At 67.3% G+C, this 25,555-nt stretch carries 26 protein-coding genes and 1 riboswitch; of the genes, 9 read left to right on the top strand and 17 right to left on the bottom strand.

The window, feature by feature from the left end; all coding sequences use genetic code 11:
* Nucleotides 1–14: 14 nt before the first annotated feature.
* The 3 genes from IPU70_RS17105 to IPU70_RS17115 all read right to left on the bottom strand — a co-directional run bounded on the left by IPU70_RS17105 (nucleotide 15) and on the right by IPU70_RS17115 (nucleotide 3,114).
* Entirely contained in the window at nucleotides 15–536 is a 522-nt protein-coding gene (locus tag IPU70_RS17105) for a lipocalin family protein (protein ID WP_013391219.1), read from the bottom strand.
* A gap of 80 nt (nucleotides 537–616) precedes the next feature.
* The gene (gene gshA, locus IPU70_RS17110; RefSeq protein ID WP_207468906.1) at nucleotides 617–2,188 is read right to left on the bottom strand and encodes a glutamate--cysteine ligase; all 1,572 of its coding nucleotides are present in this window, start codon (nucleotides 2,186–2,188) and stop codon (nucleotides 617–619) included.
* 32 nt (nucleotides 2,189–2,220) lie between these two features.
* Nucleotides 2,221–3,114, bottom strand: coding sequence for an alpha/beta hydrolase (locus IPU70_RS17115; protein WP_207468907.1), 894 nt, complete (start codon nucleotides 3,112–3,114; stop codon nucleotides 2,221–2,223).
* A 56-nt stretch (nucleotides 3,115–3,170) separates the two neighbouring features.
* Here IPU70_RS17115 and IPU70_RS17120 point away from each other — a divergent pair, with 56 nt between their 5' ends.
* Complete coding sequence (locus tag IPU70_RS17120) at nucleotides 3,171–3,710, top strand: hypothetical protein (RefSeq protein WP_207468909.1); 540 nt, start codon at nucleotides 3,171–3,173, stop codon at nucleotides 3,708–3,710.
* On the opposite strand, the gene IPU70_RS32990 is transcribed toward IPU70_RS17120, so the two are convergent.
* A complete protein-coding gene (locus tag IPU70_RS32990; RefSeq protein ID WP_207469032.1) occupies nucleotides 3,700–3,951 on the bottom strand; it encodes a helix-turn-helix domain-containing protein in 252 nt (83 codons plus the stop codon). The genes IPU70_RS17120 and IPU70_RS32990 overlap by 11 nt on opposite strands.
* A 181-nt stretch (nucleotides 3,952–4,132) precedes the next feature.
* Here IPU70_RS32990 and IPU70_RS17130 point away from each other — a divergent pair, with 181 nt between their 5' ends.
* Nucleotides 4,133–5,029: an AEC family transporter gene (locus IPU70_RS17130; RefSeq protein WP_207468911.1), complete on the top strand. Its 897-nt coding sequence runs from the start codon at nucleotides 4,133–4,135 to the stop codon at nucleotides 5,027–5,029.
* Between the two features lie 91 nt (nucleotides 5,030–5,120).
* Here the strand turns inward: IPU70_RS17130 and IPU70_RS17135 are convergent, their stop codons facing one another.
* The 5 genes from IPU70_RS17135 to IPU70_RS17155 form a co-directional block, all read right to left on the bottom strand.
* Nucleotides 5,121–6,128, bottom strand: coding sequence for an Ldh family oxidoreductase (locus IPU70_RS17135; RefSeq protein ID WP_207468913.1), 1,008 nt, complete (start codon nucleotides 6,126–6,128; stop codon nucleotides 5,121–5,123).
* Between the two features lie 38 nt (nucleotides 6,129–6,166).
* Nucleotides 6,167–7,102 carry a hydroxyacid dehydrogenase gene (locus IPU70_RS17140; RefSeq protein WP_207468915.1) on the bottom strand — a complete coding sequence of 312 codons (936 nt, stop codon included), beginning with the start codon at nucleotides 7,100–7,102 and terminating at the stop codon, nucleotides 6,167–6,169.
* A 20-nt stretch (nucleotides 7,103–7,122) separates the two neighbouring features.
* Nucleotides 7,123–8,133: a tripartite tricarboxylate transporter substrate binding protein gene (locus IPU70_RS17145; RefSeq protein WP_207468916.1), complete on the bottom strand. Its 1,011-nt coding sequence runs from the start codon at nucleotides 8,131–8,133 to the stop codon at nucleotides 7,123–7,125.
* Nucleotides 8,134–8,304: 171 nt separating this feature from the next.
* Nucleotides 8,305–9,480 carry a UxaA family hydrolase gene (locus IPU70_RS17150; protein ID WP_013391228.1) on the bottom strand — a complete coding sequence of 392 codons (1,176 nt, stop codon included), beginning with the start codon at nucleotides 9,478–9,480 and terminating at the stop codon, nucleotides 8,305–8,307.
* A gap of 27 nt (nucleotides 9,481–9,507) precedes the next feature.
* Nucleotides 9,508–9,789 carry a UxaA family hydrolase gene (locus IPU70_RS17155; RefSeq protein WP_013391229.1) on the bottom strand — a complete coding sequence of 94 codons (282 nt, stop codon included), beginning with the start codon at nucleotides 9,787–9,789 and terminating at the stop codon, nucleotides 9,508–9,510.
* Nucleotides 9,790–9,957: 168 nt separating this feature from the next.
* Between IPU70_RS17155 and IPU70_RS17160 the strand changes: the two genes are divergently transcribed.
* The 4 genes from IPU70_RS17160 to IPU70_RS17175 all read left to right on the top strand — a co-directional run bounded on the left by IPU70_RS17160 (nucleotide 9,958) and on the right by IPU70_RS17175 (nucleotide 14,094).
* Entirely contained in the window at nucleotides 9,958–10,713 is a 756-nt protein-coding gene (locus IPU70_RS17160) for a GntR family transcriptional regulator (RefSeq protein ID WP_207468918.1), read from the top strand.
* A gap of 87 nt (nucleotides 10,714–10,800) precedes the next feature.
* A riboswitch (SAM riboswitch) is annotated at nucleotides 10,801–10,882 on the top strand.
* Nucleotides 10,872–12,131: a homoserine O-acetyltransferase gene (locus IPU70_RS17165; RefSeq protein WP_207468920.1), complete on the top strand. Its 1,260-nt coding sequence runs from the start codon at nucleotides 10,872–10,874 to the stop codon at nucleotides 12,129–12,131. (Overlaps the previous riboswitch by 11 nt.)
* On the top strand, nucleotides 12,128–12,742 hold the full coding sequence (metW, locus tag IPU70_RS17170; RefSeq protein ID WP_207468922.1) for a methionine biosynthesis protein MetW: 615 nt from the start codon (nucleotides 12,128–12,130) through the stop codon (nucleotides 12,740–12,742). The genes IPU70_RS17165 and metW overlap by 4 nt, the downstream gene beginning before the upstream one ends.
* A gap of 101 nt (nucleotides 12,743–12,843) precedes the next feature.
* A complete protein-coding gene (locus IPU70_RS17175; RefSeq protein ID WP_207469034.1) occupies nucleotides 12,844–14,094 on the top strand; it encodes a muropeptide transporter in 1,251 nt (416 codons plus the stop codon).
* 67 nt (nucleotides 14,095–14,161) lie between these two features.
* Here the strand turns inward: IPU70_RS17175 and IPU70_RS17180 are convergent, their stop codons facing one another.
* Entirely contained in the window at nucleotides 14,162–15,031 is an 870-nt protein-coding gene (locus IPU70_RS17180) for a universal stress protein (protein WP_013391234.1), read from the bottom strand.
* A gap of 222 nt (nucleotides 15,032–15,253) precedes the next feature.
* Between IPU70_RS17180 and IPU70_RS17185 the strand changes: the two genes are divergently transcribed.
* The gene (locus IPU70_RS17185; protein ID WP_207468924.1) at nucleotides 15,254–15,892 is read left to right on the top strand and encodes a trimeric intracellular cation channel family protein; all 639 of its coding nucleotides are present in this window, start codon (nucleotides 15,254–15,256) and stop codon (nucleotides 15,890–15,892) included.
* A 111-nt stretch (nucleotides 15,893–16,003) separates the two neighbouring features.
* Nucleotides 16,004–16,705, top strand: a complete 702-nt coding sequence (locus IPU70_RS17190; RefSeq protein WP_207468926.1) for a GntR family transcriptional regulator — start codon at nucleotides 16,004–16,006, stop codon at nucleotides 16,703–16,705.
* A gap of 55 nt (nucleotides 16,706–16,760) precedes the next feature.
* Here the strand turns inward: IPU70_RS17190 and IPU70_RS17195 are convergent, their stop codons facing one another.
* From IPU70_RS17195 to IPU70_RS17210, 4 genes are read right to left on the bottom strand one after another with little or no spacing between them, the layout of a single operon-like run.
* Nucleotides 16,761–17,528 (bottom strand): LamB/YcsF family protein, encoded by a 768-nt coding sequence (locus tag IPU70_RS17195; RefSeq protein WP_207468927.1) that lies wholly within the window; start codon nucleotides 17,526–17,528, stop codon nucleotides 16,761–16,763.
* Between the two features lie 13 nt (nucleotides 17,529–17,541).
* The gene (locus tag IPU70_RS17200) at nucleotides 17,542–18,537 is read right to left on the bottom strand and encodes a biotin-dependent carboxyltransferase family protein (RefSeq protein WP_207468928.1); all 996 of its coding nucleotides are present in this window, start codon (nucleotides 18,535–18,537) and stop codon (nucleotides 17,542–17,544) included.
* Nucleotides 18,534–19,265: a 5-oxoprolinase subunit PxpB gene (pxpB, locus tag IPU70_RS17205; protein ID WP_207468931.1), complete on the bottom strand. Its 732-nt coding sequence runs from the start codon at nucleotides 19,263–19,265 to the stop codon at nucleotides 18,534–18,536. Before pxpB ends, IPU70_RS17200 begins: the two co-directional genes overlap by 4 nt.
* A 24-nt stretch (nucleotides 19,266–19,289) precedes the next feature.
* Nucleotides 19,290–19,721, bottom strand: a complete 432-nt coding sequence (locus IPU70_RS17210; protein ID WP_207468932.1) for a VOC family protein — start codon at nucleotides 19,719–19,721, stop codon at nucleotides 19,290–19,292.
* A 150-nt stretch (nucleotides 19,722–19,871) separates the two neighbouring features.
* Here IPU70_RS17210 and IPU70_RS17215 point away from each other — a divergent pair, with 150 nt between their 5' ends.
* Nucleotides 19,872–20,762, top strand: coding sequence for a LysR family transcriptional regulator (locus IPU70_RS17215; protein ID WP_207468933.1), 891 nt, complete (start codon nucleotides 19,872–19,874; stop codon nucleotides 20,760–20,762).
* On the opposite strand, the gene IPU70_RS17220 is transcribed toward IPU70_RS17215, so the two are convergent.
* The 3 genes from IPU70_RS17220 to IPU70_RS17230 form a co-directional block, all read right to left on the bottom strand.
* The gene (locus IPU70_RS17220) at nucleotides 20,759–21,901 is read right to left on the bottom strand and encodes a PepSY domain-containing protein (RefSeq protein WP_207468934.1); all 1,143 of its coding nucleotides are present in this window, start codon (nucleotides 21,899–21,901) and stop codon (nucleotides 20,759–20,761) included. The two genes, IPU70_RS17215 and IPU70_RS17220, sit on opposite strands and share 4 nt — an antisense overlap.
* Nucleotides 21,901–24,351: a TonB-dependent receptor gene (locus tag IPU70_RS17225; protein ID WP_207468935.1), complete on the bottom strand. Its 2,451-nt coding sequence runs from the start codon at nucleotides 24,349–24,351 to the stop codon at nucleotides 21,901–21,903. Before IPU70_RS17225 ends, IPU70_RS17220 begins: the two co-directional genes overlap by 1 nt.
* A 190-nt stretch (nucleotides 24,352–24,541) precedes the next feature.
* Nucleotides 24,542–25,555, bottom strand: coding sequence for a FecR domain-containing protein (locus tag IPU70_RS17230; protein WP_207468936.1), 1,014 nt, complete (start codon nucleotides 25,553–25,555; stop codon nucleotides 24,542–24,544).

The following is a 25,555-nucleotide window of genomic DNA, read 5'->3' on the forward strand; positions in this document are numbered from 1 at the left end:
TTGCGGGGCTTGTCCTACTTCTGCGGCGTGTACCGCAGTTCGTCCAGCTGGTAGCCCTGCGCCTTGGCGGCGTCCAGGGCCTTGTCCAGCTCTTCCTTGGGCAACTGCGGCGAGCGCGACAGGATCCACAGGTATTTCCGGTCCGGCGTGCCGACCACCGACCAGCGGTATTCGGGATCCAGGCCTATCACCCAGTAATCGCCCTTGAAGGGCTTGAAGAACGAGACTTCGAGCTTGGCGTTGTTGCTGCCTTCCACCACCGTGGCGGTGCCGGACGCGGTGTCGATGTCGCCGTCCTTGGTGCGGCAGCGGTTGTTCACCCCGACCGTGCCGTCGGCATGCGCGGTGTATTCGGCGGTGGTGTCTCCCACGCAGTCGCGCTGGAAGAACATGGGGAAATTCGCGATCTCGTACCACATGCCGGCGTAGCGCTTCAGGTCCACCGATTCCACGGTCTGCATGGGCGGCGGCGCGGCATGGACTATCCCCGCCACGCTGGCGGCCAAGGCCAGCAGGAATGTTGCGGTGCGGCGCATGGGGAAAACCTCCTGATGTGTCAGAGCAGTCCGCGCCGTCAGCAAGCGGGCGGCGCGGACCAAAACCCTAACGATACGCCTTATTTGCGCGGCGCCTTCAGCGCGGCGTGGTAGCGGGCCACGTAGGTATCGAAATCCTCGGTGTCCGATTGCTCCAGGCGCTGCTGCTCCGCCGTGGACTGCGCGGCGGCCTGCACATAGGCGGCCGCCATATCGGCCGGCAGGGCCTGCGCGCGCAGCGCATCGGCGTGCTTGCGGCTGAGGTCCAGCGAATAGTCATGGAACGACAGGCGGCTCTCGGCCAGCGAAGCCAGCAGGCGCGCCGAAGGCGTGGAGTCGGGCTGGTCGAGCTTGGCGCGCTGGGCTGCCAGGGCTTGGGCATAGGCGCTGCCGCCCAGGGCGGAGTCGAACAGCGCGGCGTAGGGGGCGATCTGGTCCAGCAGTTCGTGGCCCCACTGCGCCAGGCCGATGGACTGGCCTTCGCGGTCCAGCACGAGGCCGGGCTTGCGGCCTTCCTTGACGACGGTCGAGAAGTTGTCGGCGCTGCGCTGACAATAGCCGTTGGCAGGGAAGAAGGGGCTGTCGGACGCGGTGCAGAACAGCAGGAAGGCGTCGACGAAGCGGCCGGTGTCGGCGTCGATGCCGACCGGCGAGTTCGGGTCGATGTCCAGGCAGCGGACTTCAACGTATTGCACGCCGCGTTCGGCCAGCGCCGTGATCGGGCGTTCGCAGCGGCCGGTGGCGCGCTTGGGGCGGATGCTGGAGTAGTACTCGTTTTCGATCTGCAGCACGTTGGTGTTGAGCTGGATCCATTCGCCGTCGCGCTTGGTGCCGATCTTCTGGTAATCGGGCCAGGGCTGGGTTACCGCGTCGTACAGGCGGCCCAGGAACGTGTCCAGGTCGTTGTAGCAGAGCTTGAGCTGCGACTGCGCCTTGTTCTGGTAGCCCAGGTCGCTCATGCGCAGGCTGGTGGCATAGGGCAGGTACAGCGTGCTGTCGCCCAGCTTTTGCAGGGGGTGCTCGCGTCCGCGCAGGAAGTCGCTGGACAGCGCCGGGGCGGCGCCGAACAGGTACATCAGCAGCCAGGAATAGCGCGTGAAATTGCGGATCAGGCTGATGTAGCCGCGCGAACGGCGGTCCTGGATGCTGCCGGGCTGCGTGTCCAGCACGGACCACAGGTCTTCGGCCAGCGAGAAGTTGTAGTGCACGCCGGCGATGCATTGCATGGTCTTGCCGTAGCGCACGGCCAGGCCGCGGCGATACACGTGCTTGAGCATGCCGGTGTTGGACTTGCCGTACCAGGCGATGGGAATGTCGGCTTCAGACGGCAGCGTGGCGGGCATGGACTGGTTCCAGATCAGTTCATGGTCCAGCACGCTGTAGACGTGGCGATGGGTGTTGGTCAGTTCGGCCAGCAGCGCGTCCACGTCCTTGTGGGTGCCCGTGATGAGTTCGAGCAGGGATTCGGAATAGTCGGTGGTGACGTGTTCGTTGGTCAGCGCCGAGCCCAGGCCGGCGGGGTGCGGCTTGCGGGACAGGACACCCTGTTCGTCCACGCGCAGGCCTTCCTTTTCGATGCCCCGCAGGGTCTGGGTCAGCAGCGATCGGTTGGCCTCCAGGCGGGAGAGGCGGTTGGCGGCAGTATCAGTCACGGGTTCTTCTCGTTTGGGTCTGTCGCCGGATTTTACGGGGTGCCGGCCTCCTGTGCCGAGGGAGTCAATACTGGGGACAGGGACAATGCCTGGGCGGTGCGCGCCAGCCACTCGTCCAGGTCGGCGTAGACCGGGTCGGCGATGGGGGCGGTTTCATTGAAAATCTCGTGCCAGGCGGTGTCGTACCAGCGCAGGGTCAGCAGTTCGGCGGGCGCGCGCTGGGCGAATTGGCGGCTGCCTTCGGCGGCGACGATGGAGTCGTCGCCCGCCACCATCAGCAGGGTGCGACAGGCCAGGAGCGGGGCTTCGCGCAGGGATTCGCGGCCGCCTTCGTCCACGAAGCGGGCCAGCCGCCCGGTCATTTGGCGCCGTACCAGGGGATCGCTGCGGTAAGCCTTCACCACGGCGGGGTCATGGGAGATGCGGGCGGGCGCCAGGCCGTGAGGCACGCGCAAGTCGGGCGCATGCAGGGACATCCAGGTCAGCGTGCGCCGCACCCAGGGCGGCACATGCACCACGAAGGGGGGCGAACTGAGCACCAGGCCGTCGATCTCGACCATGCGGCGCAGGGCGATCCGCACCGCGACCAGGGCGCCCAGGCTGTGGCCCAGCAGGATGGGCGGGCGCCCATGCGCGGCGGTCCAGGCCCGCAGCCGGTCCACCGCATCGACGACCAGGTCGTCCTCGTGGCTCAGGGTCGCGGGTCGGCCGCCGGAACGGCCATGGCCGCGGTGGTCGTGCGCGCCCACGGTCCAGCCGCGGGCGCTCAGCCAGCGCGCCAGGCGGTCATAGCGTCCGGCGTGTTCGCTAAGCCCGTGCAGCAGGTAGATACTGGGAGTGCCCGGGCCGATGATCGGCGGGGATACATTGGGGGCGGCTGGCCAGACATAATTGGCCAAGGGCGTGCCGTCGGGCGCGGGGGTCATTGAAATCGGCGACAATTTCTGGCTTCCTCGAAATGAATAGACAGTCCAGGTCCGTAATGACGATTTCATCGCTGTTTCGTTTCATGTTCAAGAAAGCCGGCGCGATTGCCGCGCTGGCTCTGCTGATCACGGCCTGCTCGCCCAGTTACAACTGGCGCGAAGTCGACGTGGCCGACGGGCACGCCCGCGCGGCGTTCCCGGACCGGGTCACGACGGATACCCGCGACCTGAAGCTGGACACCCATACCTTGCGTTTTACCCTGGCCAGCGCCACCGTGGGCGAGGCGGTCTTTGCCGTGGGATCGGCGCCGCTGCCGCCCGATATCGCGAAGGACCCGGCCGCCAAGCAGGCGCTGGGCATGGCGCTGATGCATTCGCTCTATGCCAACATGCAGTCGCCGCCGCCCAACGTATGGCCTGCCTACGGGCAGGACATTGAGGTCCAGGGCAAGGCCATGGGCAAGCCGGGCTGGCTGCGGGCCAGGGTCTGGGTGACCGATACCATGCTGATCGAAGCCGTGGCGGCCGGCACCGTGGAGAGCCTGCCGGCCGAGCGGGCGCAAGAGTTCCTGCGTTCCGTCGTCATCAAGCCGTGACGGGCTGGATCAGACCCAGCCTCAGCGCCGCGACTACCGCGGCGCGCCGGCCGCGCACGCCGAGTTTGTCGCAAGCGTTGCACAGGTGGAAATTCACGGTGCTTTCGCTGACGCCCAGGATGCGGGCGGTTTCCCAACTGGTCTTGCCCAGGGCGGCCCAGTGCAGGCAGCTGGCCTGGCGCTCCGACAGGGGCTTGATCGCCTGGGCCGGACTGGATGCAGGATTCAAGGCTGAACCCATGGCTGGGGGCGTGGCCGGGTTCATGGCCGGCGGTGTGGCGGGGTGGGCGGTGGCTGACATGGCGAATGGGGGCGTGGGCCCGGCGATTGACGAGTTGCCTCATGCTGCCGTCCGGACGGGCCGCCCGGCAAGCGATGATGCCTTCACGCATCAATCCTCTTATCTCTAACGGAATAAGCGCATGTCCGCCGTCGTGCAGTTCTATTTTTCATCGATCGTGCTGATGCTGCCGCTGCTCTTCTGCGCGGGCATAGGCGTGTATTGGGGCAAGCGGGACCTGCCGTTCGGCGGCTCCTTCATCACCATGCTGGTGACCTCGGTGACCACGCCGGCCCTGGTGTTCCACACCTTCGTCACCACCCATCTGGACGACCGCGCGCTGGCCGACGTGGCGGTGGCGACTCTGCTGGCGCTGCTGCTGTGCGCGCTGGTCTGCGCACTGTTGCTGAAAGTGTGGAAACTGCCCGTGCGCACGCTGCTGCCCACGGCCTTTCTGCCCAACGCCGGCAACCTGGGGCTGCCGATTTCGCAGATGGCTTTTGGCGACGCAGGCCTGTCGGTGGCGGTCGCGTTCTTCGCGGTCAGCTCCTTCGTCATGCATACCATCGCCGTGCGCCTGCTGCCGGGGGTGAACACCAAGGGCAGCTGGAAGAGTCCGATTTTGCTGGCGTCCCTGGTCGCCGTGGCCCTGCGCGTCCTGCATGTGCCGGTGCCGGAGTGGCTGATCGAGACCACCCGCATGCTGGGCGCGGTGACGGTGCCGCTGATGCTGCTGAGCCTGGGTCACGCCTTGGCGCTGATTCCGTCCAACGGCCTGCGCGACGGCGCCAAGGTCGCCGCCATCCGCCTGGCCGTGGGCCTGGGCGCGGGGCTGGCAGTGGTATGGGCGCTGGACCTGGAACCGGTGCTGGCCGGCGCCCTCAGCCTGCAGATGGCCATGCCTTGCGCCGTGGTCAGCTACATGTACGTCAAGCGCTATACGACGCAAGGGGATACGGCGGCGGGCGCGGTATTGGTGTCGACCGTGGCGTTCCTGCTGCTGGCGCCGGTGATCCTGTGGTTCAGCCGGGGAGTGTGAGATCGGGTTCAATTGTCGCGACGCTGTCGCGACAATTGAACCGGCCGCACAGGGTCGTGCTCGAGTGCCCCCGCGTGCCGTGGAAAACGATCTACGCCGTGCCCGACATGGCCCGCAACTGCGCCATCAGCGCGTCGGGAATATCCACGCCATGCTTGAGCGCTTCGTCGCGCAGCTTGCGGCGGCGGTCGCCCGGCAGGCGCACGCCGTCGTCTTCCAGCATGGCGTCGACCAGGACTTCGACGCGGTCCAGATAGGTGTTGTTGCCGGCCAGCGCGCCGGGGTCGATCGCCATGAAAGCCTGGCCCAGCCGCGCCGGGCCGCCTGCGTCGACGAAGAAGGACTCGGTCTCGAAGCCGAAGTGCGAGCCGGTCAGCGCGCAAGCCAGCAATTCGACGATCAGCGCCAGCATCGCGCCCTTGACGCCGCCGGCGGGGAGCATGCTGCCCGCCAGGCCGGCTTTGGGATCTGTGGTGGGCTGGCCGTCGGCGTCCAGCGCCCAGCCCAGCGGGATGGGCTGGTTGTCGCGGGCCGCGATCATGAGCTTGCCGCGCGCGACCTGCGATAGCGACAGATCGATCACCAGCCGCGCGCCGCCGCGCCGGGGAAAGACGGCGGCGATGGGATTGGTGCCGAACAGCGGCCGCTTGCCGCCCCAGGCGGGCATGGCAGCGGGTGAGTTGCTCAGCGCCAGCCCCACCATGCCCAGGTCGGCCAGGGCTTCGAGGTGGTAGCCGGCTTCGCCGAAGTGGTGGCTGTTGCCGACGCCGACGAAGGCCACGCCGTGTTCGCGGGCGCGCAGACCCGCTTGTTCGATCGCCATTGCGCAGGCGGGAAAGGCCAGTCCGGAACCGGCGTCGATCAGCGCCGCGCCGCCGCGTTCATGCACGATGCGCGGCACCGCCGAACCGATGGCGCGGCCAGCGCGCAGGTGTCCGGCGTAGAAAGGCACGCGCGACAGGCCATGGGAGCTGAGCCCCTGGCTTTCGGCGAAGACCAGTGCGCGCGCCGTGCTGTCCGCCATGGCGGCATTGGCGCCGGCGGCGGCCAGGCCCGCTGCAGCCAGGAGTTGCAATTCGTCCAGATAGATGTGAGCCATATCCTTCTCTTCCAGGGCGGGCGCCGGGCCGTGTGGCTTCATCGGTCGCCGCCCGTAAGCGCCATTGTCACACCGGCGGCCACCATGTCGGAAACCCGGGTGTTGGCTTCCTGCGTCAGTCCGGCGATGTGCGGCGTCAGGATCAGGTTGGGCGCGTCCGCCAGCGGACTGCCCGCAGGCAGCGGTTCCTGTTCGAACACGTCCAGCGCGGCGCCGCGCAGATGGCCCGTCCGCAATGCGTCGGCCAGCGCGGCTTCGTCCACGATGCCGCCGCGCGAGGTGTTGATCAGCGCCGCGCCCGGCCGCATGCGCGCGATGCGGCCGGCGTCCAGCAGCCGCCGCGTGCCGGGCGTGAGGGGCAGGTGCAGGGTGACGGCATCGGCCTGGGCCAGCAGTTCGTCCAGCGGCATGGCGGTGACGCCGGTGTCCCGCCAGGCGGGATGGTCCGGCGGCAGCGCGGCGTCGCAGCCGGCCACGCGCATGTCCAGTCCTTGCGCCAGGCGGGCCGTCAGCCGGCCTATGCCGCCGAAGCCGACGATGCCCAGTGTGCGTCTGTGCGCTTCCAGGCCCTGCGAGAGCGCGTTGCGGGGCCATGCGCCCGCCGCGACCTCGGCTGTCGACGCATAGGCGCCGCGCAACAGCATCAGCACCGTGCCGACGACGTACTCGGCCACGGCGCGCGCATTGGCGCCGGTGGCGGGTATGACCGCAATGCCGCGCGCGGCGCAGGCCTCCAGGTCGATGTTGTCCAAACCCACGCCCAGGCGGCCCACGGCCCGCAGCCGCGGAGCCGCCTGCAGCAGGGCGGCGTCCACCTTGCTGCGGTTGCGCACGATGAGGCCGTCGGCCTCGGCCACGGCCGCCAGCAGGGCGTCGCGCTGTTCCACCAGTTCAGGCGCGTACCGCACGTTGAACCGCTGGCGCAGCGCGTCGACCGCGGGCGCGTCCATGAACTCGGAGATGAGGATATGCATGGGCAGGGGCTCCACGGTGGTCAGGCGATCTGGATGTTGGCGTCGCGGATGATCTTGGCCCAGCGGTCCACCTCGGATTTCAGGTAGGCGCCGAACTCCGCGGGGCCGCGCGGCTGCGGCACGAAGCCCAGCTGCAGCAGCGCCTGCTTCATGGCGGGTTGCGAGACCTGCCGCACGATGGCGTCGCCGATGCGTTGCACCAGTTCCGGCGGGGTGCCCGCCGGCGCCAGCACGCCGGTGAAGTTCTCGACGATCAGGTCGGGCAGGCCGGCCTCCTTCACGGTGGGCACGTCAGGCAGATCGGCGCTGCGTTCGCGGGTGGTGATGGCCAGCGCCCGCAAGGAGCCGTTCTTGACGTGCGCAAGCGATTCCGGATAGTTGGAGAACACCACGTCCAGGTGGCCGCCTATCAGGTCGGTGAGGGAGGGTGCGCCACCCTTGTAGGGGATGTGCATCATCGGCACGCCGGTGAGCTTCTGGTAGAGCGCCAGCGTCAGGTGCGGCGGGGTGCCGTTGCCGCTGGACCCGGCCGACAGCGACTTCGAGCGGGCCGCCTTCGCCAGGTCGGCCATGCTCTTGATGTCGCTCTTGGCGTTGACCACCACCATGATGGGCGAGGACGCCAGTCCCGCCAGCGGCGTCAGGTCGCGCGTCAGGTCGTAGCCCGCCTTGCCGGCAAAGAGCGTGGCGTTGGCCGCGTGCGATAGCGTGATCGCCAGCCAGGTGTAGCCGTCGGGAGCCGCGTGCGAGACGTGCGCCGCTCCGATGTTGGCGCTGCCGCCCGGCTTGTTTTCCACCACCACGTTCCAGCGTTCGGCGTCGCTCAGGGCCTTGCCGACCTGGCGCGCGGCCACGTCGGTCAGGCCGCCGGGCGGGAAAGGCACCACATAGTTGATCGGCCGTTCCGGCCAGGCCTTCTGCGCCAGGGCGCGCTGCCACGGCGCCAGGGCACAGAGGCCGGCGGCGCCCAGGGCGGCGAGCAGGCGCCGGCGTTGCGCGGCGTCGGGATGGTGATCGTGTTCGCTGTTCATCTGTCTTCCTCCTTGGGTGGCGCCCGGGTAGGAATGCAACCGCCTGTGCTGCCGTGGCGGATGCCGCCCGGGTCTGCTGGTGTTGTTTTGAGACGATGCTGCGGGGGCGGCAGGACGGCGTGTCCGCACTCTTGCATGCGGACACGCCGTTGCCGGGGATGACAGGCGCGATTAAGCGCTTTCGAAGATGCGGGTCAGGACAAATTCGCGGTGGCCCAGCGCTTCGGCCGCGGTCCAGCGGCCGTTGGCGGTGGCCAGCATGCATTCCAGCAACTTGTCGCCGGCCTGGTTCAGGTCGATTTCACGCTGCAGCAAGCCGCTGGTGTCCACGTCTATGTGCTCGGACATGGTGCGCACCGTGCGCGGATTGGCGCAGATCTTGATGACCGGCAGGATGGGGTTGCCGATGACGTTGCCCTGGCCGGTGGGGAAGAAATGCACCGCGTAGCCCGAGGCCGCGCACAGGGTCACCATTTCGGCGGCGGCGGAGGACGAGTCCATGAACCACAGGCCGGGGCCGTCGGGGATTTCGGCCTTGTCGATCACGCCGTCCACGCGGCATTGCTTGCCGATCTTCTGGATATTGCCCAGGGCCTTTTCCTCGATGGTGGTCAGCCCGCCCGCGATATTGCCCTTGGTAGGCTGGGATTCCGACAGGTCGCTGGTCTTCCAGCGGTCGATCATGGCCTGGTAGCGGTTGAACATGAACATGAAGCGTTCGCGCACCGCGTCGTTGGCGCAGCGCTCAGCCACGATGTGTTCGCCGCCGGTCAGCTCCGAGGTTTCGCCGAAGACCAGCGTGGAGCCCAGTCCGTAGAGCTTGTCGAAGGCGTTGCCCACGGTGGGGTTGGCGCCACAGCCGGAGGTAGTGTCGGATTCGCCGCATTTGGTCGACACCCACAGGTCGGCGATGGGGCACTCGCTGCGCGTCAGGGCCGTGGCGTAGTGCACGAATTCCTTGGCGCAGCGCGAGGCACGCATGATGGTGTCGTGGTCGCCGTGCAGTTCGATGCTGAAGCCCATGACCGGCTTGCCGGTGGCGGCGATGCCGTCCACCACGCGCTTGGTCCAGCCTTCCTCGATGCCGATCACCACCACCGCCGCGACGTTGGGATTGCAGCCGGTGCCGATCAGGGTGCGGAAGTGCAGTTCCAGGTCCTCGCCGAACTGCAGCCGGCCATAGGGGTGAGGCAGGGCCAGCGTGCCCTTGATGTTGTTGGCCACGGCTTCGGCCGCGGCGTTGGAGATGTCGTCCACAGGCAGGACGATGACGTGGTTGCGGACGCCGACGCGGCCGTTGTCGCGGCGGTAGCCCTGGAAGGTGGTCGAGGCGTTGATGATGGACATGGTGGATTCCTGTGCGGGGTGGAGGGCTTACCAGCGCTTGGTCTTGATGTTGTGCACATGGGCGTGCTGGCCGGCCTGGATGGGCTCCACCACGCGGCCGATGTCGACGCCGTACTTGAATACGGTGTCGCCCACGGCCATGTCCTTCATTGCCACCTTGTGGCCGATGGGGATGTCCTGTGAGGCGCGCACGTGGATGATCTTGTCTTCATCCATGATCCAGGCGTTCAGTTCCGTTCCGGCGGTGACTCCTTCCACCACGGCGACCGCCACCGTGTCCTTGGCATCGTGCAATACGGCGTGAATCATTTGTCTTCCTCTTTTGGGCTGGGAGCGCAGGGCGCGGATCACTACGGCCAGGAAATCTTAGGACCCGGCTCCGCTCATGTCAACTAAATCATATATATGAATTGTATGACTTGAGAAGGTTCCGTCCCCGCCGCTACACTGTGGGCTCCTGATTGATGCGATGCACCCATGAATACCAGCCTGTCCTCGACTGTGCCTTTGGGCAGTCCCTTGTACGCGCAGGTCAAGCAGGCCGTGCTGGCCGCGCTGGCGCAGGGCGAATGGAAGCAGGGCGAGGCGATCCCGCCCGAGAAGCTGCTGGCGGAACGCTTCGGCGTATCCATCGGCACCTTGCGCAAGGCCATCGACGAATTGGCGGCCGAGAACATCCTGGTGCGCCATCAGGGCCGCGGCACCTACGTGGCCGTGCATACGCGCAATCACCATTTCTTCAAGTTCTTCCGCATCGTGCGCCAGGATGGCGACAAGTCCTATCCCGCGACCGAACTGCTGCGGTTTCGCCGGGTGCGCGCTTCCGCCATCGCGCGCGAGAAGCTGAACCTGGCTGCCGGCGACATGGTGTTCGAGTTCCTCAATGTGCTGTCGCTCAATGGCGACGTGGTGATGATGGATGAGATCTGCCTGCCGGAATCCTGCTTTCCGGGCATGGCAGAGGAGCACCTGCGCGACCGCGCCAGCACGCTCTACGCGCTGTACCAGGACGTCTTCGGCGTGAATGTGATTGCGACCGACGAGCGCCTGCGCACCTGCGTGGCCGAACGCGCGCAGGCACGGGCGCTGGGCGTGGCCGAAGGCAGCCCTCTGCTGGAGATCCGCCGCGTGGCGTTCTCCTACAAGCGGCAGGCGGTGGAATGGCGCATATCGCGGGTCAATACCGAGCGCTACGAGTACCTGGGCCAGGAACCCTGGGAGGCCGGCGCCTGAAGGTCCGGCGCATGCGGCCGGCGGAGCGGCGATGCCGCCGGCCGTTGCGGCGCGCTTGAGCAGTGCTAGAATTCCTGCCGCAGTACCAAATTTTTCGGCGCCGATTTGCCTGATCCGCTTGCGGGCGCCTTCCAATAAATCCAGCTAAAGAGGTCCGTATGACCACTCCTGCCCAGAATTTGGCCGGTGATTCGGCCAGCGGGTTCGTACCCGCACCCGTCACGCTTTCCGATGCCGTTGATCCCGGTTCGGTCGGCCTCGTCGCTCCCACCTTCATCCGTTTCGATGAGCCCCTGCCTTTGCAGAGCGGCCAGTCGCTGGCTGCCTACGAACTGGCGGTCGAGACCTATGGCACGCTCAACGCCCAGCGCAGCAACGCGGTCTTGATCTGTCACGCGTTGAACGCCTCGCACCACGTGGCCGGCCAGGCGGCCGACAACCCCAGCGATGTGGGCTGGTGGGACAACATGGTGGGTCCCGGCAAGCCGGTGGACACCAACATCTACTTCGTGATCGGCGTCAACAACCTGGGCTCCTGCTTCGGCTCGACCGGCCCGGCCAGCATCAATCCGGAAACCGGCAAGCCCTGGGGCGCCGCTTTCCCGGTGCTGACCGTGGAGGACTGGGTGCGGGCGCAGGCCAGGGTGGCCGACCATTTCGGCGTCGAACGTTTCGCGGCGGTGATGGGCGGATCGCTGGGCGGCATGCAGGCGCTCAGCTGGGCCATCACGCTGCCGGACCGCGTGGCCAATTGCGTGGTCATCGCCAGCACGCCACGCCTGTCGGCGCAGAACATCGGCTTTAACGAGGTGGCGCGCCGCGCCATCATCACCGATCCGGATTTCCACGGCGGCGACTACTACGCGCAAGACACGGTGCCGCGCCGCGGCCTGTCGGTGGCCCGCATGATCGGCCACATCACCTATCTGTCCGATGACGACATGGCCGAGAAATTCGGCCGCGCCCAGCGCGCCCCGGCGGAGAATGGCGCCTACCATTACGGCTACGACGTCGAGTTCGAGGTGGAGTCGTACCTGCGCTACCAGGGCGAAAAGTTCACCCGCTATTTCGACGCCAATACCTATTTGCTGATCACGCGCGCGCTGGACTACTTCGATCCCGCGCGCACCACTGGCGGCGACCTGGCGCGCGCGCTGGCGCCGGCCAAGGCCGATTTCCTGCTGGTGTCGTTTTCGACCGACTGGCGCTTTCCGCCGGAACGCTCGCGCGAAATCGTGCGCGCGCTGCTGAAGAACGCCAGCCCGGTGACCTACGCCGAGATCGACGCGCCGCATGGCCATGACGCCTTCCTGCTGGAAGACGCCCGCTACCATGCCGTGGTTCGCGGCTATTACGAACGCATCGCGCGCGAGCTCGGCCTCGGCGATGCCGCCCAGACCGAAGGACGCGCCGCATGACTCCCGTGACTCCCCGCCCCGCGCACCACGTCCTGCGGCCCGACCTGGCGCGCATCGCCAGCTGGATCGAGCCCGGCAGCCGCGTCCTGGACCTGGGCTGCGGCGACGGCGCGCTGCTGGCGCATTTGCGCGACCACCGCCAGGTGCGGGGCGCCGGCGTGGAACTGGACGACAACTGCGTCATCGCCTGCGTGCGTCGCGGCGTCGAAGTGATCCAGCAGAACCTGGAAGACGGGCTGGCCCTGTTCGACGACAAGCAGTTCGACACCGTGGTGTTGTCGCAGACCCTGCAGTCCATGCACCGCACCGAGCACATCCTGCGCGAAATGGCGCGCGTGGCGCGCTTCGGCGTGGTGTCGTTCCCCAACTTCGGCTATTGGCCGCACGGCTGGGCCATCCTGCGCGGCCGCATGCCGGTGACGGGCCAGATGCCTTACCAGTGGTACAACACGCCGAACATCCACCTGTGCACGCTGCGCGACTTCGAGCAATTGGCCGGCGAGGTGCGCGTGAGCATTCTTGAACGCGCCACCTTCAACGAAGGGCGCGAGGTGAAATTGCTGCCCAGCTGGCGCAGCACCTTGGCGGTGTACCGTTTCGCGTCGCCCTGACATTCCGACACGCATCCTGCCTGCAGCGCGGGCGCAGAGGCCCTAAAATGCCGCATGCCCGCGGCCGCTAGCGGCGCGCGGGCGCGTTTCAGGAGATCGTCATTACCGCTGCATCCAACGTCTACACCAGCCCCCGCGTGGCCCCCTTGCTGGTCCTGGGCTTTGCCAGCGGATTGCCGTTGGCCCTGACCAGCGGCACCTTGCAGGCCTGGGCCACGGTGGAAAACGTGCCGCTGCAGCAGATCGGTTTCCTGACCCTGGTGGGCAGCGCCTATACCCTCAAGTTCCTGTGGGCCCCACTGGTGGACCGCTATGCGCCGCCCTTGCTGGGCCGGCGCCGCGGCTGGATGCTGCTGACCCAGTTGCTGCTGGCCGTGGCCATCATGGCGATGGGCGCCTTGTCGCCGTCGTCGACGCTGCAGACCCTGGCCCTGCTGGCCGTGCTGGTGGCCTTTCTGTCGGCCACGCAGGACATCGCTTTCGACGCCTATTGCACCGACGTACTGCGCAAGGATGAGCGCGGCGCCGGCGCGGCCATCAAGGTCATGGGCTACCGGCTGGCCATGATCGTGTCGGGCGGGCTGGCGCTGATCCTTGCGGACCAATGGATAGGCTGGGGCAACACTTATGTGCTGATGGGCGGCCTGATGCTGCTGTGCGCGCTGGCGACGTTCTGGGCGCCCGAGCCCGAGCACGTCGCGCGCCCGCCGCGCACGCTGCGCGAAGCGGTGGGCGAGCCGCTGCGCGAGTTCTTCACGCGGCGCGGGGCGCTGGCCGTGCTGCTGCTGATCGTGCTGTACAAGCTGGGCGACGCCTTTGCCGGGGCTTTGTCCACCACCTTCCTGATCCGCGGCGCGGGCTTCACGCCGACGGAAGTCGGCACGGTGAACAAGGTGCTGGGCCTGGCCGCCACCATCATCGGCGCGCTGGCCGGCGGATCGCTGATGTCGCGCTGGGGTCTGTATCGCTCGCTGATGGCCTTTGGCCTTTTGCAGGCGGTATCGAACCTGGCGTACTGGCTGATTGCCGTCAGCCCCAAGAACCTCTGGCTGATGGCCGCGGGCGTGGGCATCGAGAATCTGTGTGGCGGACTCGGCACGGCGTCCTTCGTCGGCCTGCTGATGGCGCTGTGCCGCCAGCAGTTTTCGGCGACCCAGTTCGCGCTGCTGTCGGCGCTGTCCGCCGTGGGCCGCACCTATCTGGCGGGGCCGCTCACGCCGCCCCTGGTCGAGGCCATGGGCTGGCCTGGTTTCTTCCTGCTGACCGTGGTCATCGCGCTGCCCGGCCTGGTGCTGCTGCATCTGCTGCGTGGCACGATAGAAACCATGGAAAAGCAGGGCGAGGAAGCGTAGGGGCAAGCACAAGCCCCGCAAGCAAGGAAAACGGCGCCGAAGCGCCGTTTTTTCATGCCTGACCGATTTATTCCTCGCCGAGCAGCCGGACGATCAGCACGTCGCTGGGCAGGGATTCCAGCAGCCGTTCGGCCACGCTGCCGATGGCGGTGCGCAGGATGCCGGTGCGGCCGTGGGTGCCGGTTACGACCAGGTCGGAACGGTGATTGAACGAGTACTCCGACAGCACGGTTTCCGGCTGGCCGCATTCGAGTACCACCTTGGGGGCGGCAACCTGGGCCAGTTCGGGCGTTTCGGCGATGAACTCCTGGGCGCTCTGTTCGGCGGCGTGATAGAAGCTGCGCGTGATGGCATCTTCCGGCGCCTTCTTGCCCTGGAAGGGGATGTCATAGGAGTGGAACAGCGTCAGATCAGCGTTCGGCACCAGTTGCAACGCGGCGCGCAAGGCCTGGCGCGAACCGGCGGAGAAGTCGGTCGCGACCAGCACGTCGCGGTAGGGGCGGCGCGGACGGGTCTTGACCACCAGCACCGGCTGGCGCGCCTGGCGGGCCAGCTTTTCGACCGTGGTGCCCAGCAGCAGGCGGCCCAGCGTTTCATCGCGGGCGGTGCCGGTGACGATCAGCGAGCAGCCGTAACTGTCGGCGGTTTCCATGATGCGGACCAGCGGATCGCCACTGACGACCACCACTTCGGTCGGCACGTCGGCCGCCGCCAGGTCTTCGGCCAGCTCGCGCTCGGCCAGCGCCTTGTGGTCCGTCGACAGGCGCCGCCATACCGGCGTGGTCAGGCGGGCCGGCGTGGCATGGGATTCCATGACATGCAGGACGATGAGCTTGGTGCCAAGTTCCTTGGCCAGTTGCAGGGCGCGGTCCAGGGCGCGGTCGCCGCGCGCGCTCAGGTCGGTTGCCAGCAGGATGGGGCCAGTTTGCTGTGTCATACGTTCTCTCCCGGTGATGGCCAGACCGCCGACTCCCGCGTGCGTACGCTCCGGCCGATTCGCCCTTGCGGGCATGTCCCCATTGTCCCGCGGCCTTGCTGAGGGGGATTTGATCGATGTCAACGCAATGTCGAGCGTAAGGGATGGCGCGCGCGCAGGCAATGGCCGAGCGCCGCGGCGCCGGATTAATACAATGGGGCCAATTCAACTGCTGCCCGCCCCATGTTCCCGGACCTGTCGCCTACCCTGCTGCACACGCTTTACCTCGTTGCCATCGTGGCGGAAGCGATGACTGCGGCCCTTTCCGCCGGCCGCCGCGACATGGACTGGATGGGCGTTTGCATCATCGCCTGCGTGACTGCGCTGGGCGGCGGCTCGCTGCGCGATGTGCTGCTGGGGCACTACCCCCTGACCTGGGTGGTCCACCCGGAATACCTGTGGATGACGGCGGGCGCGGCGATCATCACCGCCTTGATCGCGCCGGTCATGCGGCGCCTGCGCAGCGTGTTCCTGCTGGCTGACGCGCTGGGCCTGGTGGCGTTCACGGTCATCGGCTGCCAGGTGGCGCAGATGATGCAGCTGCCGGTCACCGTGGTGCTGATCAGCGGCATGATCACCGGCTGCGCCGGCGGGGTGCTGCGCGACGTGCTGTGCAACGAGGTGCCGCTGCTGTTCCGCAAGGAACTCTATGCCAGCGTCGCCTTCGTGACCGGCGGCTTGTATCTGGGTTCGCAGGCCCTGGGTCTGTCCGCCAACGCCGCAGTACCCATCGCGCTGGCCGCGGGCTTGGCGGTGCGCCTGCTGGCCTTGCGCTTCAATTGGCAGATGCCGAAGTTCGTGTATCGGGACGACTGGGACTGACAGCCGGAGCGGCATGGCGCCCTGCAACAATTTTCTTATTTATGTTTCAAGAGATTTCTAGTATCTTCACAATGTCTCACACCATGCATTGCGCAGTACAAGGGGAGCCGATTGGACATCAAAGCGCCCGCCACGATTCCGTATTTCCTGCAGGAACAGATTCGTGAATTGATCGTGGACGGCACCATCCGGCCCGGCCAGCCGCTGCGCGAACAGGAGCTGGAGCAGCGTTTCGGCACCAGCCGCAGCCCGATCCGCGAAGCGTTGCGCCTGCTGGAATTGAGCGGCCTGGTCACACACATCCAGCGCAAGGGCTTCCGCGTCACCCTCTACACCGAAGCGCAGATCCGCCATCTGTACTTGTTGCGCGCGGAGCTGGAAGCCTATTGCCTGCGCCAGGCGGCGGAGGTCGACGATCTGGCGCCGCTGCTGGCCGAGCAACGCGGTCATGACGCGGCCATCGCGGCGGCGCTGGCCGCGGGCGATGCGCAAGCCGCGATCGGGGCTGCGTGCGAGTTCTATCTGGCCGCAGCCCGCAGCACGGGCAATACCCCGCTGGCCAGCATGCTCAGCAAGCTTTACGAACAGATCGAGCCGCTGCGCTACCTGCTGGCCCGGCAGGCGATGCCGTTCAGCGGGATCCAGGTGTGCACCCGCGGCGTGATCGAGGCGCTGGCCGTGCGCGATGTCGAGCGCGCGACCAACATGACGCGCAGCTATCTGGCGGATGTGCTGCCTGGCGTGCTCGAGGCTTATCGCCACGCCGCGCAGCAGGATACGGAAGAGCCGGCGCCGCGCTTCGGCCGCGGCTGAATTGACCGCTCCTGGGCCGGCCGTATCTGCGCGGGCCGCGCTTGACTGATTGCGCCTAAGCCCTCGGGGGCGTGCGGACTTCGATGCCCGCCTGCTCCAGCGCCTTGCGGATGCCGTCGGCGAAGAGCAGCGCGTTCGGCTGGTCGCCGTGGATGCAGAGCGTGTCCGCCTGCACCGGCACGTCCTTGCCGTCGACCGAGCGCACTTTGCCTTCCCGCACCATGCGCACCACCTGCGCCACCGCCTGATCCAGGTCTTCGATCATCGCGCCGGCGCGGCTGCGCGGCGTGAGCGAGCCGTCGTCCTGGTAGGAGCGGTCGGCGAAGACTTCATTGGCGGCGGCCAGGCCGATGGCGCGGGCCGCGTCGATCAGCTTGCTGCCCGCCAGCCCGTACAGGATCAGCGAGGCGTCCACGTCCTTGACGGCCTGGCAGATCGCGCGTGCCAGGCCTTCGTCCTTGGCGGCCATGTTGTAGAGGGCGCCGTGCGCCTTCACGTGGTGCAGGCGGGCGCCTTGCGAGGCGGCCACGCCGGCCAGCGCGCCGATCTGGTAGACCACGATGTCGTAGGCTTCGTCGGGGCTGATCTGGATCACGCGGCGGCCGAATCCGGCCAGGTCCTGCAGGCTGGGATGGGCGCCCAGCGCCACGCCGCGCGCCAGCGCGGCCGCCACGGTCTTGCGCATGGTGGCCGGGTCGCCGCCATGGAAGCCACAGGCGATGTTGGCGGAGCTGACGAACTGCAGCACCGCCGCGTCGTTGCCCATGGTCCAGGCGCCATAGCTTTCGCCCATGTCGCAATTCATGTCGATGCGGGTGGTCATGGCAAATTCCTTTCTAGGCAAGGAGCGCGCGCAACGGCGCCAGCGCATCTTGCAATTGCGTGAAGGCGCGTTCGCGCTCGCCGTCCAGGCGCTGCGCCTCTTCCAGTTCGATCAGCTGGAAACGCAAGGTCTGGCCGGGCGCGCACTGCGCCAGGACCGGCAGGTCCACGGTGGCGATCTGCGCGATCTTGGGATAGCCGCCGGTGGTCTGGCGGTCGGCCATGAGGATGATGGCCTCGCCGCCCGAGGGCACCTGCACGGTGCCGAAGCAGGCGGCTTCCGACAGCATCTGGCGCGGCTGGCTCATGGACAGCGCCGGGCCCAGCAGGCGGTAGCCCATGCGGTCCGACTGCGGACTGATGCGGAATTCCGCCCCGCCGCCGAAGGCCTGGCGGGTGGCATCGGAGAATTCCTCCCAGTGCATGCCCGGCAGGAAGCGGATGAACTCGCGGCGCTTGGCGCCCAGCGCCGCCGGCAGATACACGCGCTGGTTCCACAGTGCTTCCTGCAGGGCGTCCAGGTCGCGGCCCGCGGCCAGCGGCGCATGCAGCGGCACCTGGTCGCCCTTGGCCAGCGCGCGCCCCTGGAAGCCGCCGAAGCCGCTGCGCAGATAGGTGCTTTCGCTGCCCATGACGCGCGGCAGCGCAAAGCCGCCGTGTACCGCCAGATAGCCGCGCACGCCCACGGCCGGCCTGGCGCCGAAGGCCAGCGTGTCGCCGGTCCGCGCCACCAGCGGGCGGTGGACCGGGATGTCCTGGCCGTTGAGGGTGGCGCCGAGGTCGGCGCCGGCCAGGGCGAAGCAGGCCGCCGCGTCAAAGCGCAGGGTCGGACCCGTCAGGGTCATTTCCAGCGTGGCGTGTTCGTCCTGGTTGCCGGCCAGGGCGTTGGCCAAGCGGTGTGCGCGCTCGTCCATGGCGCCGGCAGCCGGGATGCCCTGGTGCTGGTAGCCCTCGCGGCCGCGGTCCTGGAAGCTGGACAGCATGCCAGGCTTGATCACGGTCAGGCTCATGGCCGGGCTCCCCGGATGCGGTCGAATTCCTCGGGGCTGATGGGCACGAAGCGGACCGAGTCGCCGGGTTGCAGCAAGGCGGCGGGTTCGCGGGCCGGGTCGAACATGGTGAGCGGGGTGGCGCCGATGATGTTCCAGCCGCCGGGAAGCCGGTTCGGGTAGATCACGGTCTGGCGGTTGGCGATTGCAACCGCGCCGGCAGGCACGGCGGTACGCGGCGAGGCGCGGCGCGGGATATTCAGTTTTTCGTCGTGCACGCCCAGGTAGGCGTGGCCGGGCGCGAAGCCCAGCATGAAGACCATGCTGCGGGGCTGGCTGTGCAGCTGGATGACGCCTTCAGGGGTGAGGCCGGCGGCTTCGGCCACCTCGGCCAGGTCGGGGCCGTGTTCGCCGCCGTAGCAGACCGGAATGTCGATCTCGCGTCCGCCCAGGGTGTCCGCGGCGATGCCCGCGGACAGCAGCTGTCCGATGCGTTCGGCCAGTTGCGAGTAAGTGGGGCCGCCGCTGGCGCCGGGACGGTAATGCACCGCCACCGCGACGAACGATGGCACCACGTCGGTCACGCCGGGAAGCCGCGCGTCGCGCAGCTTTCCGGCCGCGGCCAGACAGGTCCGGCCCACGGCCGCGTCGATCTGGTCGCCAAAGGAAATGATCAGGCAGCGGTCACCCTGCGGCAGGATGCGCCAGGAGGTTTCGGCCGGAGAAGGAGGTTCTGAAATTGCGTTCAACGACACGAAACCTGTAGAGACGGATTACTTGGCGAACAGGGAATCCATGTTCTTGAACGCCTTGAATTCCAGCGCGTTGCCCGACGGATCCAGGAAGAACATGGTGGCTTGTTCACCCACTTCACCCTTGAAGCGGATGTAGGGCTCGATGACGAATTCGGTGCCGGCGTCGGTCAGCCGCTTTGCCATCGCTTCCCATTGTTCCATGGAAAGCACGGCGCCGAAATGGCGCACCGGCACATTGTGCGAATCCACGGCGCTGGTGGCCTTGTGGCCGCATTCGCCGGGCGCCAGATGGGCGACGATCTGGTGGCCGTAGAAATTGAAGTCGATCCATTCGGGCGAGCTGCGGCCCTCCGGACAGCCCAGTTTTTCGCCATAGAAGGCGCGGGCTTCGGCCAGGTCGCGGACCGGGAAGGCGAGGTGGAACGGCGGCAGGTTGGTTTGAGCGGTCATGGAAGGCTCCGGGTCGGGCAAAGGAAAATGATCAATCAGATTGCAGGCCGTCGCAAGACTGCGCAGGCCTGGCATCAGCGCTTAGTTTAAGTATTGTTTTTTTGATTGAAAAACGATATTTTTCGTGTCTTAGCATCGAAATTATTGATCGTGATCAAAGAGTTCAAAACCTTTCTGGCTGTGGCGCGCGATGGCACTTTCACCGGCGCCGGCGCTCAATTGGGGCTGACCCAGTCGGCGGTCAGCGCCCAGATCAAGCGCCTGGAGGAATACCTGGGCGTGGCGCTGTTCGACCGCAGCGCCCGCGCGGCCGTGCTGAACATCCATGGGCGCGAGATGCTGCCGCAGGCCGAGGAACTGGTGGCGATGGCCGAGCGCATGGCGGCCGCGGCCGGCGCAGGACATGTAAGCGGATCGCTGCGCATCGGCGCGATCGCCTCGGTGCAGCAGCATCTGTTGGCGCAGGCGCTGGGAGAGTTCCGGGCGGGCTATCCCGACGTGCGGGTGCGGATCGTGCCTGGCGTGTCGCTGTCGCTATTGGGGCAGGTGGACGCGGGCGAAGTGGATATGGCGCTGCTGATCCGGCCGCCGTTCGCCTTGCCGCCGGAATTGGGCTGGCAGCCGCTGCTGCGCGAGGAAATGGTGCTGGCGACTCCAGAATCGATGGCGCAGGCGCCTTGGCGCGAGTTGCTGGCCACCCAGCCGTTCATCCGCTACGACCGGGCCTCGTTCGGTGGGCGGGGGGTGGATCTGTTCCTGAAAAAGCAACGCATCAGGGTGCACGAGGCGGTGGAACTCGACGAGATCGAGGCCATCGCCAACCTGGTGCGGCATGGCCTGGGGGTGGCGCTGCTGCCGCGCTTGTTGGGGCTGGATCTGGCGGGCTTGCGCCTGGTGTCCCTGGAAGAGGCGACCTTCCACCGCGAGATCGGGATCATCGGGCGGCTGCCGTTCGATGCCGCGAGCGTTAGGGGCAAGATGGCGGAATGCCTGGTCCGCGCGGCCTCGGCTGCCGATGGCGCGCATCGTCCGGCCCGCTAGTTCTTGCGCTTGCGCCACAGGTAGAGGCCGCTGCCCAGGACCACGATCGTGATCAGGTCCAAGGCGGCCCAGATCAGTTTCAGCGGCAGGCCGGCGGTGTCGCCATAGTGCAACGGCCGCGAGAATTGCAGCACGCGCAGGTACCAGGGCATTTCGAGAACCGCCGTCAAGCGACCCGTACGCGCGTCCACCAGGACACCATCGAAGAGATGGGCGGCCAGCGGTGTTTCGCCCTTGGCCCACAGCAGGTAGTGGTGGGGCAGGCCCAGGCCCGCGTCGGGGAAGCGCAGGGACTCCACCACGCGGCCGGGGACCGCAGCCCGCGCGGTGGCGTAGGCCTGTTGCGCCGAGGCCAGTTGCGACGGGCCGGCGGGCGGATGGCCGTCGGTCGTCGCCACCGCGGCCTGGACGTCGTGGGACAGCCAGTAGCGGAAGAGCGGCACCGCCAGTTCGTGGATGGCGCCTGTGACGCCCATCATCAGCGCCCAGACCAGCGTGACGACCCCCAGGAGATTGTGCAGGTCCAGCCACTTCAGGCGCTTGGCGCGCGTGGCGCGGACGGTGCCAAACGGGGTTTTCTTCATGTAGGGGTGATAAAGGACGGCGCCCGATATCACCGCCACCGAGAAGAGCAGGGCCATGAAACCCAAAAACAGCTGGCCGGGCAGGAGCGCGTAGAGATCGATGTGCAAGCGCGTCATGATGGTCATGGCGCGCGTACCCAGGCCTTCGTCGGCGCTGTCCAGCGACTGCTGCAGCAAGCCGCTGCGAGCGTCGTAGTGCAGCTGGATCGAGGATGTTCCGGACGGAGCCTGGTCGCCAGGGGCCAGCGCCAAGATGACGCGGGGCGAGCGGGCGGCCACTTCGACCTCGACGATGCGATGCGCCGGATGATGGTGGAGAGTCCGGGCGATCAGGTCGTCGAGGGAGGGCGCGGACGGATCCGGTGCGACGCTGGGCCGGGGCGGCGGAGCGTCCAGCCATTCCACGATTTCGTCGTGGAAGATCAAGGGCAGGCCGGAGACGCAGACCACCAGCATGAAGAGGGTACAGACCAGGCTGGTCCATTTGTGGACCAGATACCAAGTCTTGCTGCGCACCGTCCGCGCGGGCGATGCGCTTCCCGCCAGCAGCCGCATCAGAACTCCGCGGTGACGGACAGCAGCAGCGTGCGTGGCGCGGCCACCGTCAGGCCTTCACGCGCAGCCGACAGCCAGTAGTGCTTGTTGAATACGTTCTCCACCGTCGCCCGGAAGGTCACCGGCGTACGGTTGATATTCATCGCGTAGCGCGCGCCCACGTCAAAGCGGGTCCAGGCGGGCAACTGCTGTGTGTTCGCCGCATCGACGTACTGCGTGCTGGTGCGCAGCACGCGCGCCATCAGGGTCAGGCCTTGCACGAAAGGCGTATCCCATTCCGCCGACGCGTTGAACTGCCAGCGCGGCACGGCAGGTGCGACGTTGCCGTCGTTGATGCCGCCTTCCGTCTTGGTCAGGACGCCAGCGGTGTACGCCACGCCGCCCAAGAGCCGGACGTGGCGCGCCGGCTCGCCCTGGATCAGGAATTCCACGCCGCGGTTGCGCTGCCTGCCGGATGCCTGGTAGCGCAAGGTAACCGGGTCCAGGTAAGCGCTGGGCTGCTCGATCTGGAACGCGCTCAAGGTGGTTGCGACGGTGCCGAAGTCGTACTTGGCGCCGACTTCATATTGCTTCGAGACACCGGGCTTGAAGGTCTCGCCTGCGTTCACGGCCTCGGCCGGCGCTGTGCCGCCCTGGCTCAGGCCCTCGATGTAGTTGCCGTACAGCGCCAGTTGCGTGGTCGGCCTCACCGTCAGCGCGAACGCCGGGGTGAGTGCGGATTTGCCGTAGTCCGATACGCGTTCGCCGGTCGCGGGGTTGTAGTTCACCGACTGCACGCGCTGCTGGCGCAGGCCGCCGGTCAGCTGCACCGCGCCGTCCATCGCCGAAAGCGTGTCGGCCAGCGCAACGCTGTACAACCGTGTCTCGCTGGTCTTGCCCAGATCGTTGGGCTTGGGGATGTTCGGTTTGGCCAGATCGGCCGGGTCGTACAGGTCGGAGAAAACCGTGGTGGTGGAACGCACGCGCGCCGATGAGTAATCGATGTCGAGGAAGCTGGCCGACAGCACCGGTTCGTGCTTGACCGGGCCGGTATTGAAGCGGCCGCGGATGCCGACCTCGCCGGTCTTGCTCAACAGCCTTTCGTTCAGGCGGGCGGGCACGGAGCCGATCATGCCCGCCGAGTCGAGCATCAGCCAGGTGGTCTGCAGGCTTTCGAAGTCGTGCTTGCGCGCGCCCAAGGCGCCGTACACCGTCCAGTCGTCGGACAGGTCGTACTCGGCGCGCACATCGCCCGTCCACTCCTTGGCTTTCCAGTAGGTCCAGTCGGGGAAGAAATTGCGTTTCGGGTCCGGTGCATGGCCGATGTCCTCGCCCGAGGGGGGCGGGAACAGCAGGCCGCTGCGCGCGTCGGTCACGCGGTTCTGGTAGTTGATGTCGCCCTCGATGCGGAAGCGGTTGCCGCGGTAGTCCAGGCCGAGAGAGATCGCGCCCATGTCCTCGCCGGCGCCGGAGATGTTCATGTCGCCGCCGCTGCGCAGCACGTTCAGGCGCACGCCGGTGCGCTGGTCTTCGCCGAAACGGCGGGCGATGTCCGCCTGCAGGCCGAACTGGCTGTTCTCGAGATAGGACAGCGTTACGCGGTTCAAGGGCTCGGCGTCGGCGCGCTTGGGTACCAGGTTGATCGAGCCGCCCACCGAGCCGTACGGCGCCATGCCGTTGAGCAACGCGTTCGGACCGCGCAGCACCTCGACGCGCTCGATTCCTATCAGCGAGGTGGAGTTGCGGGGGGAAATGCCATACAGGCCGTTATAGGCGACGTCGTAGTTGAACAGCGTGAAGCCGCGGACATTGAATTCGTCCCGGCCCGCGCCACGCGAGTAGGTATTGCGCACCGAAGGATCGTTGAGCAGTACGTCGCCCAGATTCTGCGCCTGCTGGTCTTCTATCAGTTTGGACGTGTATGAGGTCACGCTGAACGGCGTATCGAGAAAATCCCTGTCGCCGAGCAGGCCGATCTTGGCGCCGCGCGCGACCTCGCCGCCCGGGTAGGGCTCGTTATACGCCGCAGTGGCGGAACCGGTGACCAACACGGCGGGCAGGGTGGTTTCAGCGGAGACGGGCGCGGGCCGCAGGGAGTAGCCGCCGTCGGCCTGGCGCACGGCCTCCAGGCCGGTGCCGTTGAGCAACTGCCGGAATCCGCCATCGACCGTATGGGGGCCGCGGACCCCGGGGCTGGTCTTGCCTGCCGTCATGGCTGCCGGCACGCTGAGCAGAATATTGGCCTGATCCGCGTAGCGGCTCAATGCGCCCGCCAGAGGGCCGGCGGGGACGTCGTAGGCGCGGATCGAGGGGCTGGTGGCGGCGGGTCCGGCGGCTTGGGCATGGACCGTGCCGACGCCGGCGCCCGTCATCAGGATCGCGCCCAGCAAGGCCTGGCGCGCCACGGCGGCAGGGTGTGGCAACCGGGAAATGGACGACACGGGGTGGGCAGGTGGCGGCAGGCGGCGCATGGAACGACTTTCCTTGGAATGGAGTTGGGCAAGGAGAGGTCCACCGCTTACGGGCATGGGGCGTCGGCCGGCCGTCACTGACCGGTATTGCCATAGGGGTGCGGCAAAGGTCGGCGGGGTCCTCTTTCCTTGTTGATCGAACGAACAGGAGAAAAGCGAACCGCGCCGTGAAAATTTTTTTGGGACGCACTCACCGGGGGGCTAGCGCTACCCACCATGGCAGCGTGCGCTGGATGCGTATCGGCAGGTCCCGCGCGAGCATGGCCAGCGTGAGATCCAAGTCATTGGCCGGATAGCGGCCGACGACGCGCAGGCCGGCGATGCGGGGATCGACGCCGACATGCCCGAGGTGATAGCGGCCCAGTTCCGCGATGAGATCGGCGAGTGACAGGTTCTCCGCCAGGATCACGCCGCGAGACCAGGCTTCGCGCGCGGGATCGGCCGGGGCCGCCGCGGAAATATCGTCCGCGGTGTAGCGCCTTTGCTCCCCGGCCCTGACGAGCGCATTGCGGCCGGCAAGATTCTGGATGCCCACCTGCCCGTCATAGACCGCCAACAGGACGTCTTCGTCCGTCTGCCTGACCGTGAAACGGGTGCCCAAGGCCTGCGCCCGGCCAAAGCGGGTATCGACGAAGAACGGCCGTCGCTGCATGTCCTGGCCAGTTTCGACAAGAATTTCGCCGTCGGTGAGCGTCAGCAGACGGTGATCCTGGTTGAAATCGACGTTGATGGCGCTGCGGGTATTGAGCCAGACGCGGGTGTCGTCGGCCAGGACAATGCTGCGTTGTTCGCCGATGCCGGTGGCATAGTCGGAGCGCCAGGCGGTCACGACGGCGGGCAAAGGCGTGCGGCGCCACGCGAGCCAACTCAGGATTCCCACGCCGCCCAGCGCCAGGACATGGCCGACGGCCCGGCGGCGCGACGGTGGCCGGCGGGAGGCGACCTGTACTGCTTTCTCCGCGGCTTCGCGCTCACCGTCGTTGCGCAGCAGCGCAAAGCGCCGGCTGACCGCCATGACATGCGTCCAGGCGCGGTGGTGTTCCGGCCGCGCATCCAGCCAGCGCTGCCAGGCGGCGTGCTGCCGGGAGCCGGCTTCGGCATCCTGCAACACCGCATACCACTCGGCCGCCGCTTTCAGGCTTTCATAATCCGCTTGGACGGGAAGGGGGCCGTCCGCAAGGACCGGCCGGGGCGGCGCAGGCAT

Origin of the sequence: Achromobacter sp. SD115, from assembly GCF_017355315.1 — a bacterium.
Lineage (GTDB): Bacteria > Pseudomonadota > Gammaproteobacteria > Burkholderiales > Burkholderiaceae_B > Achromobacter > Achromobacter xylosoxidans_B.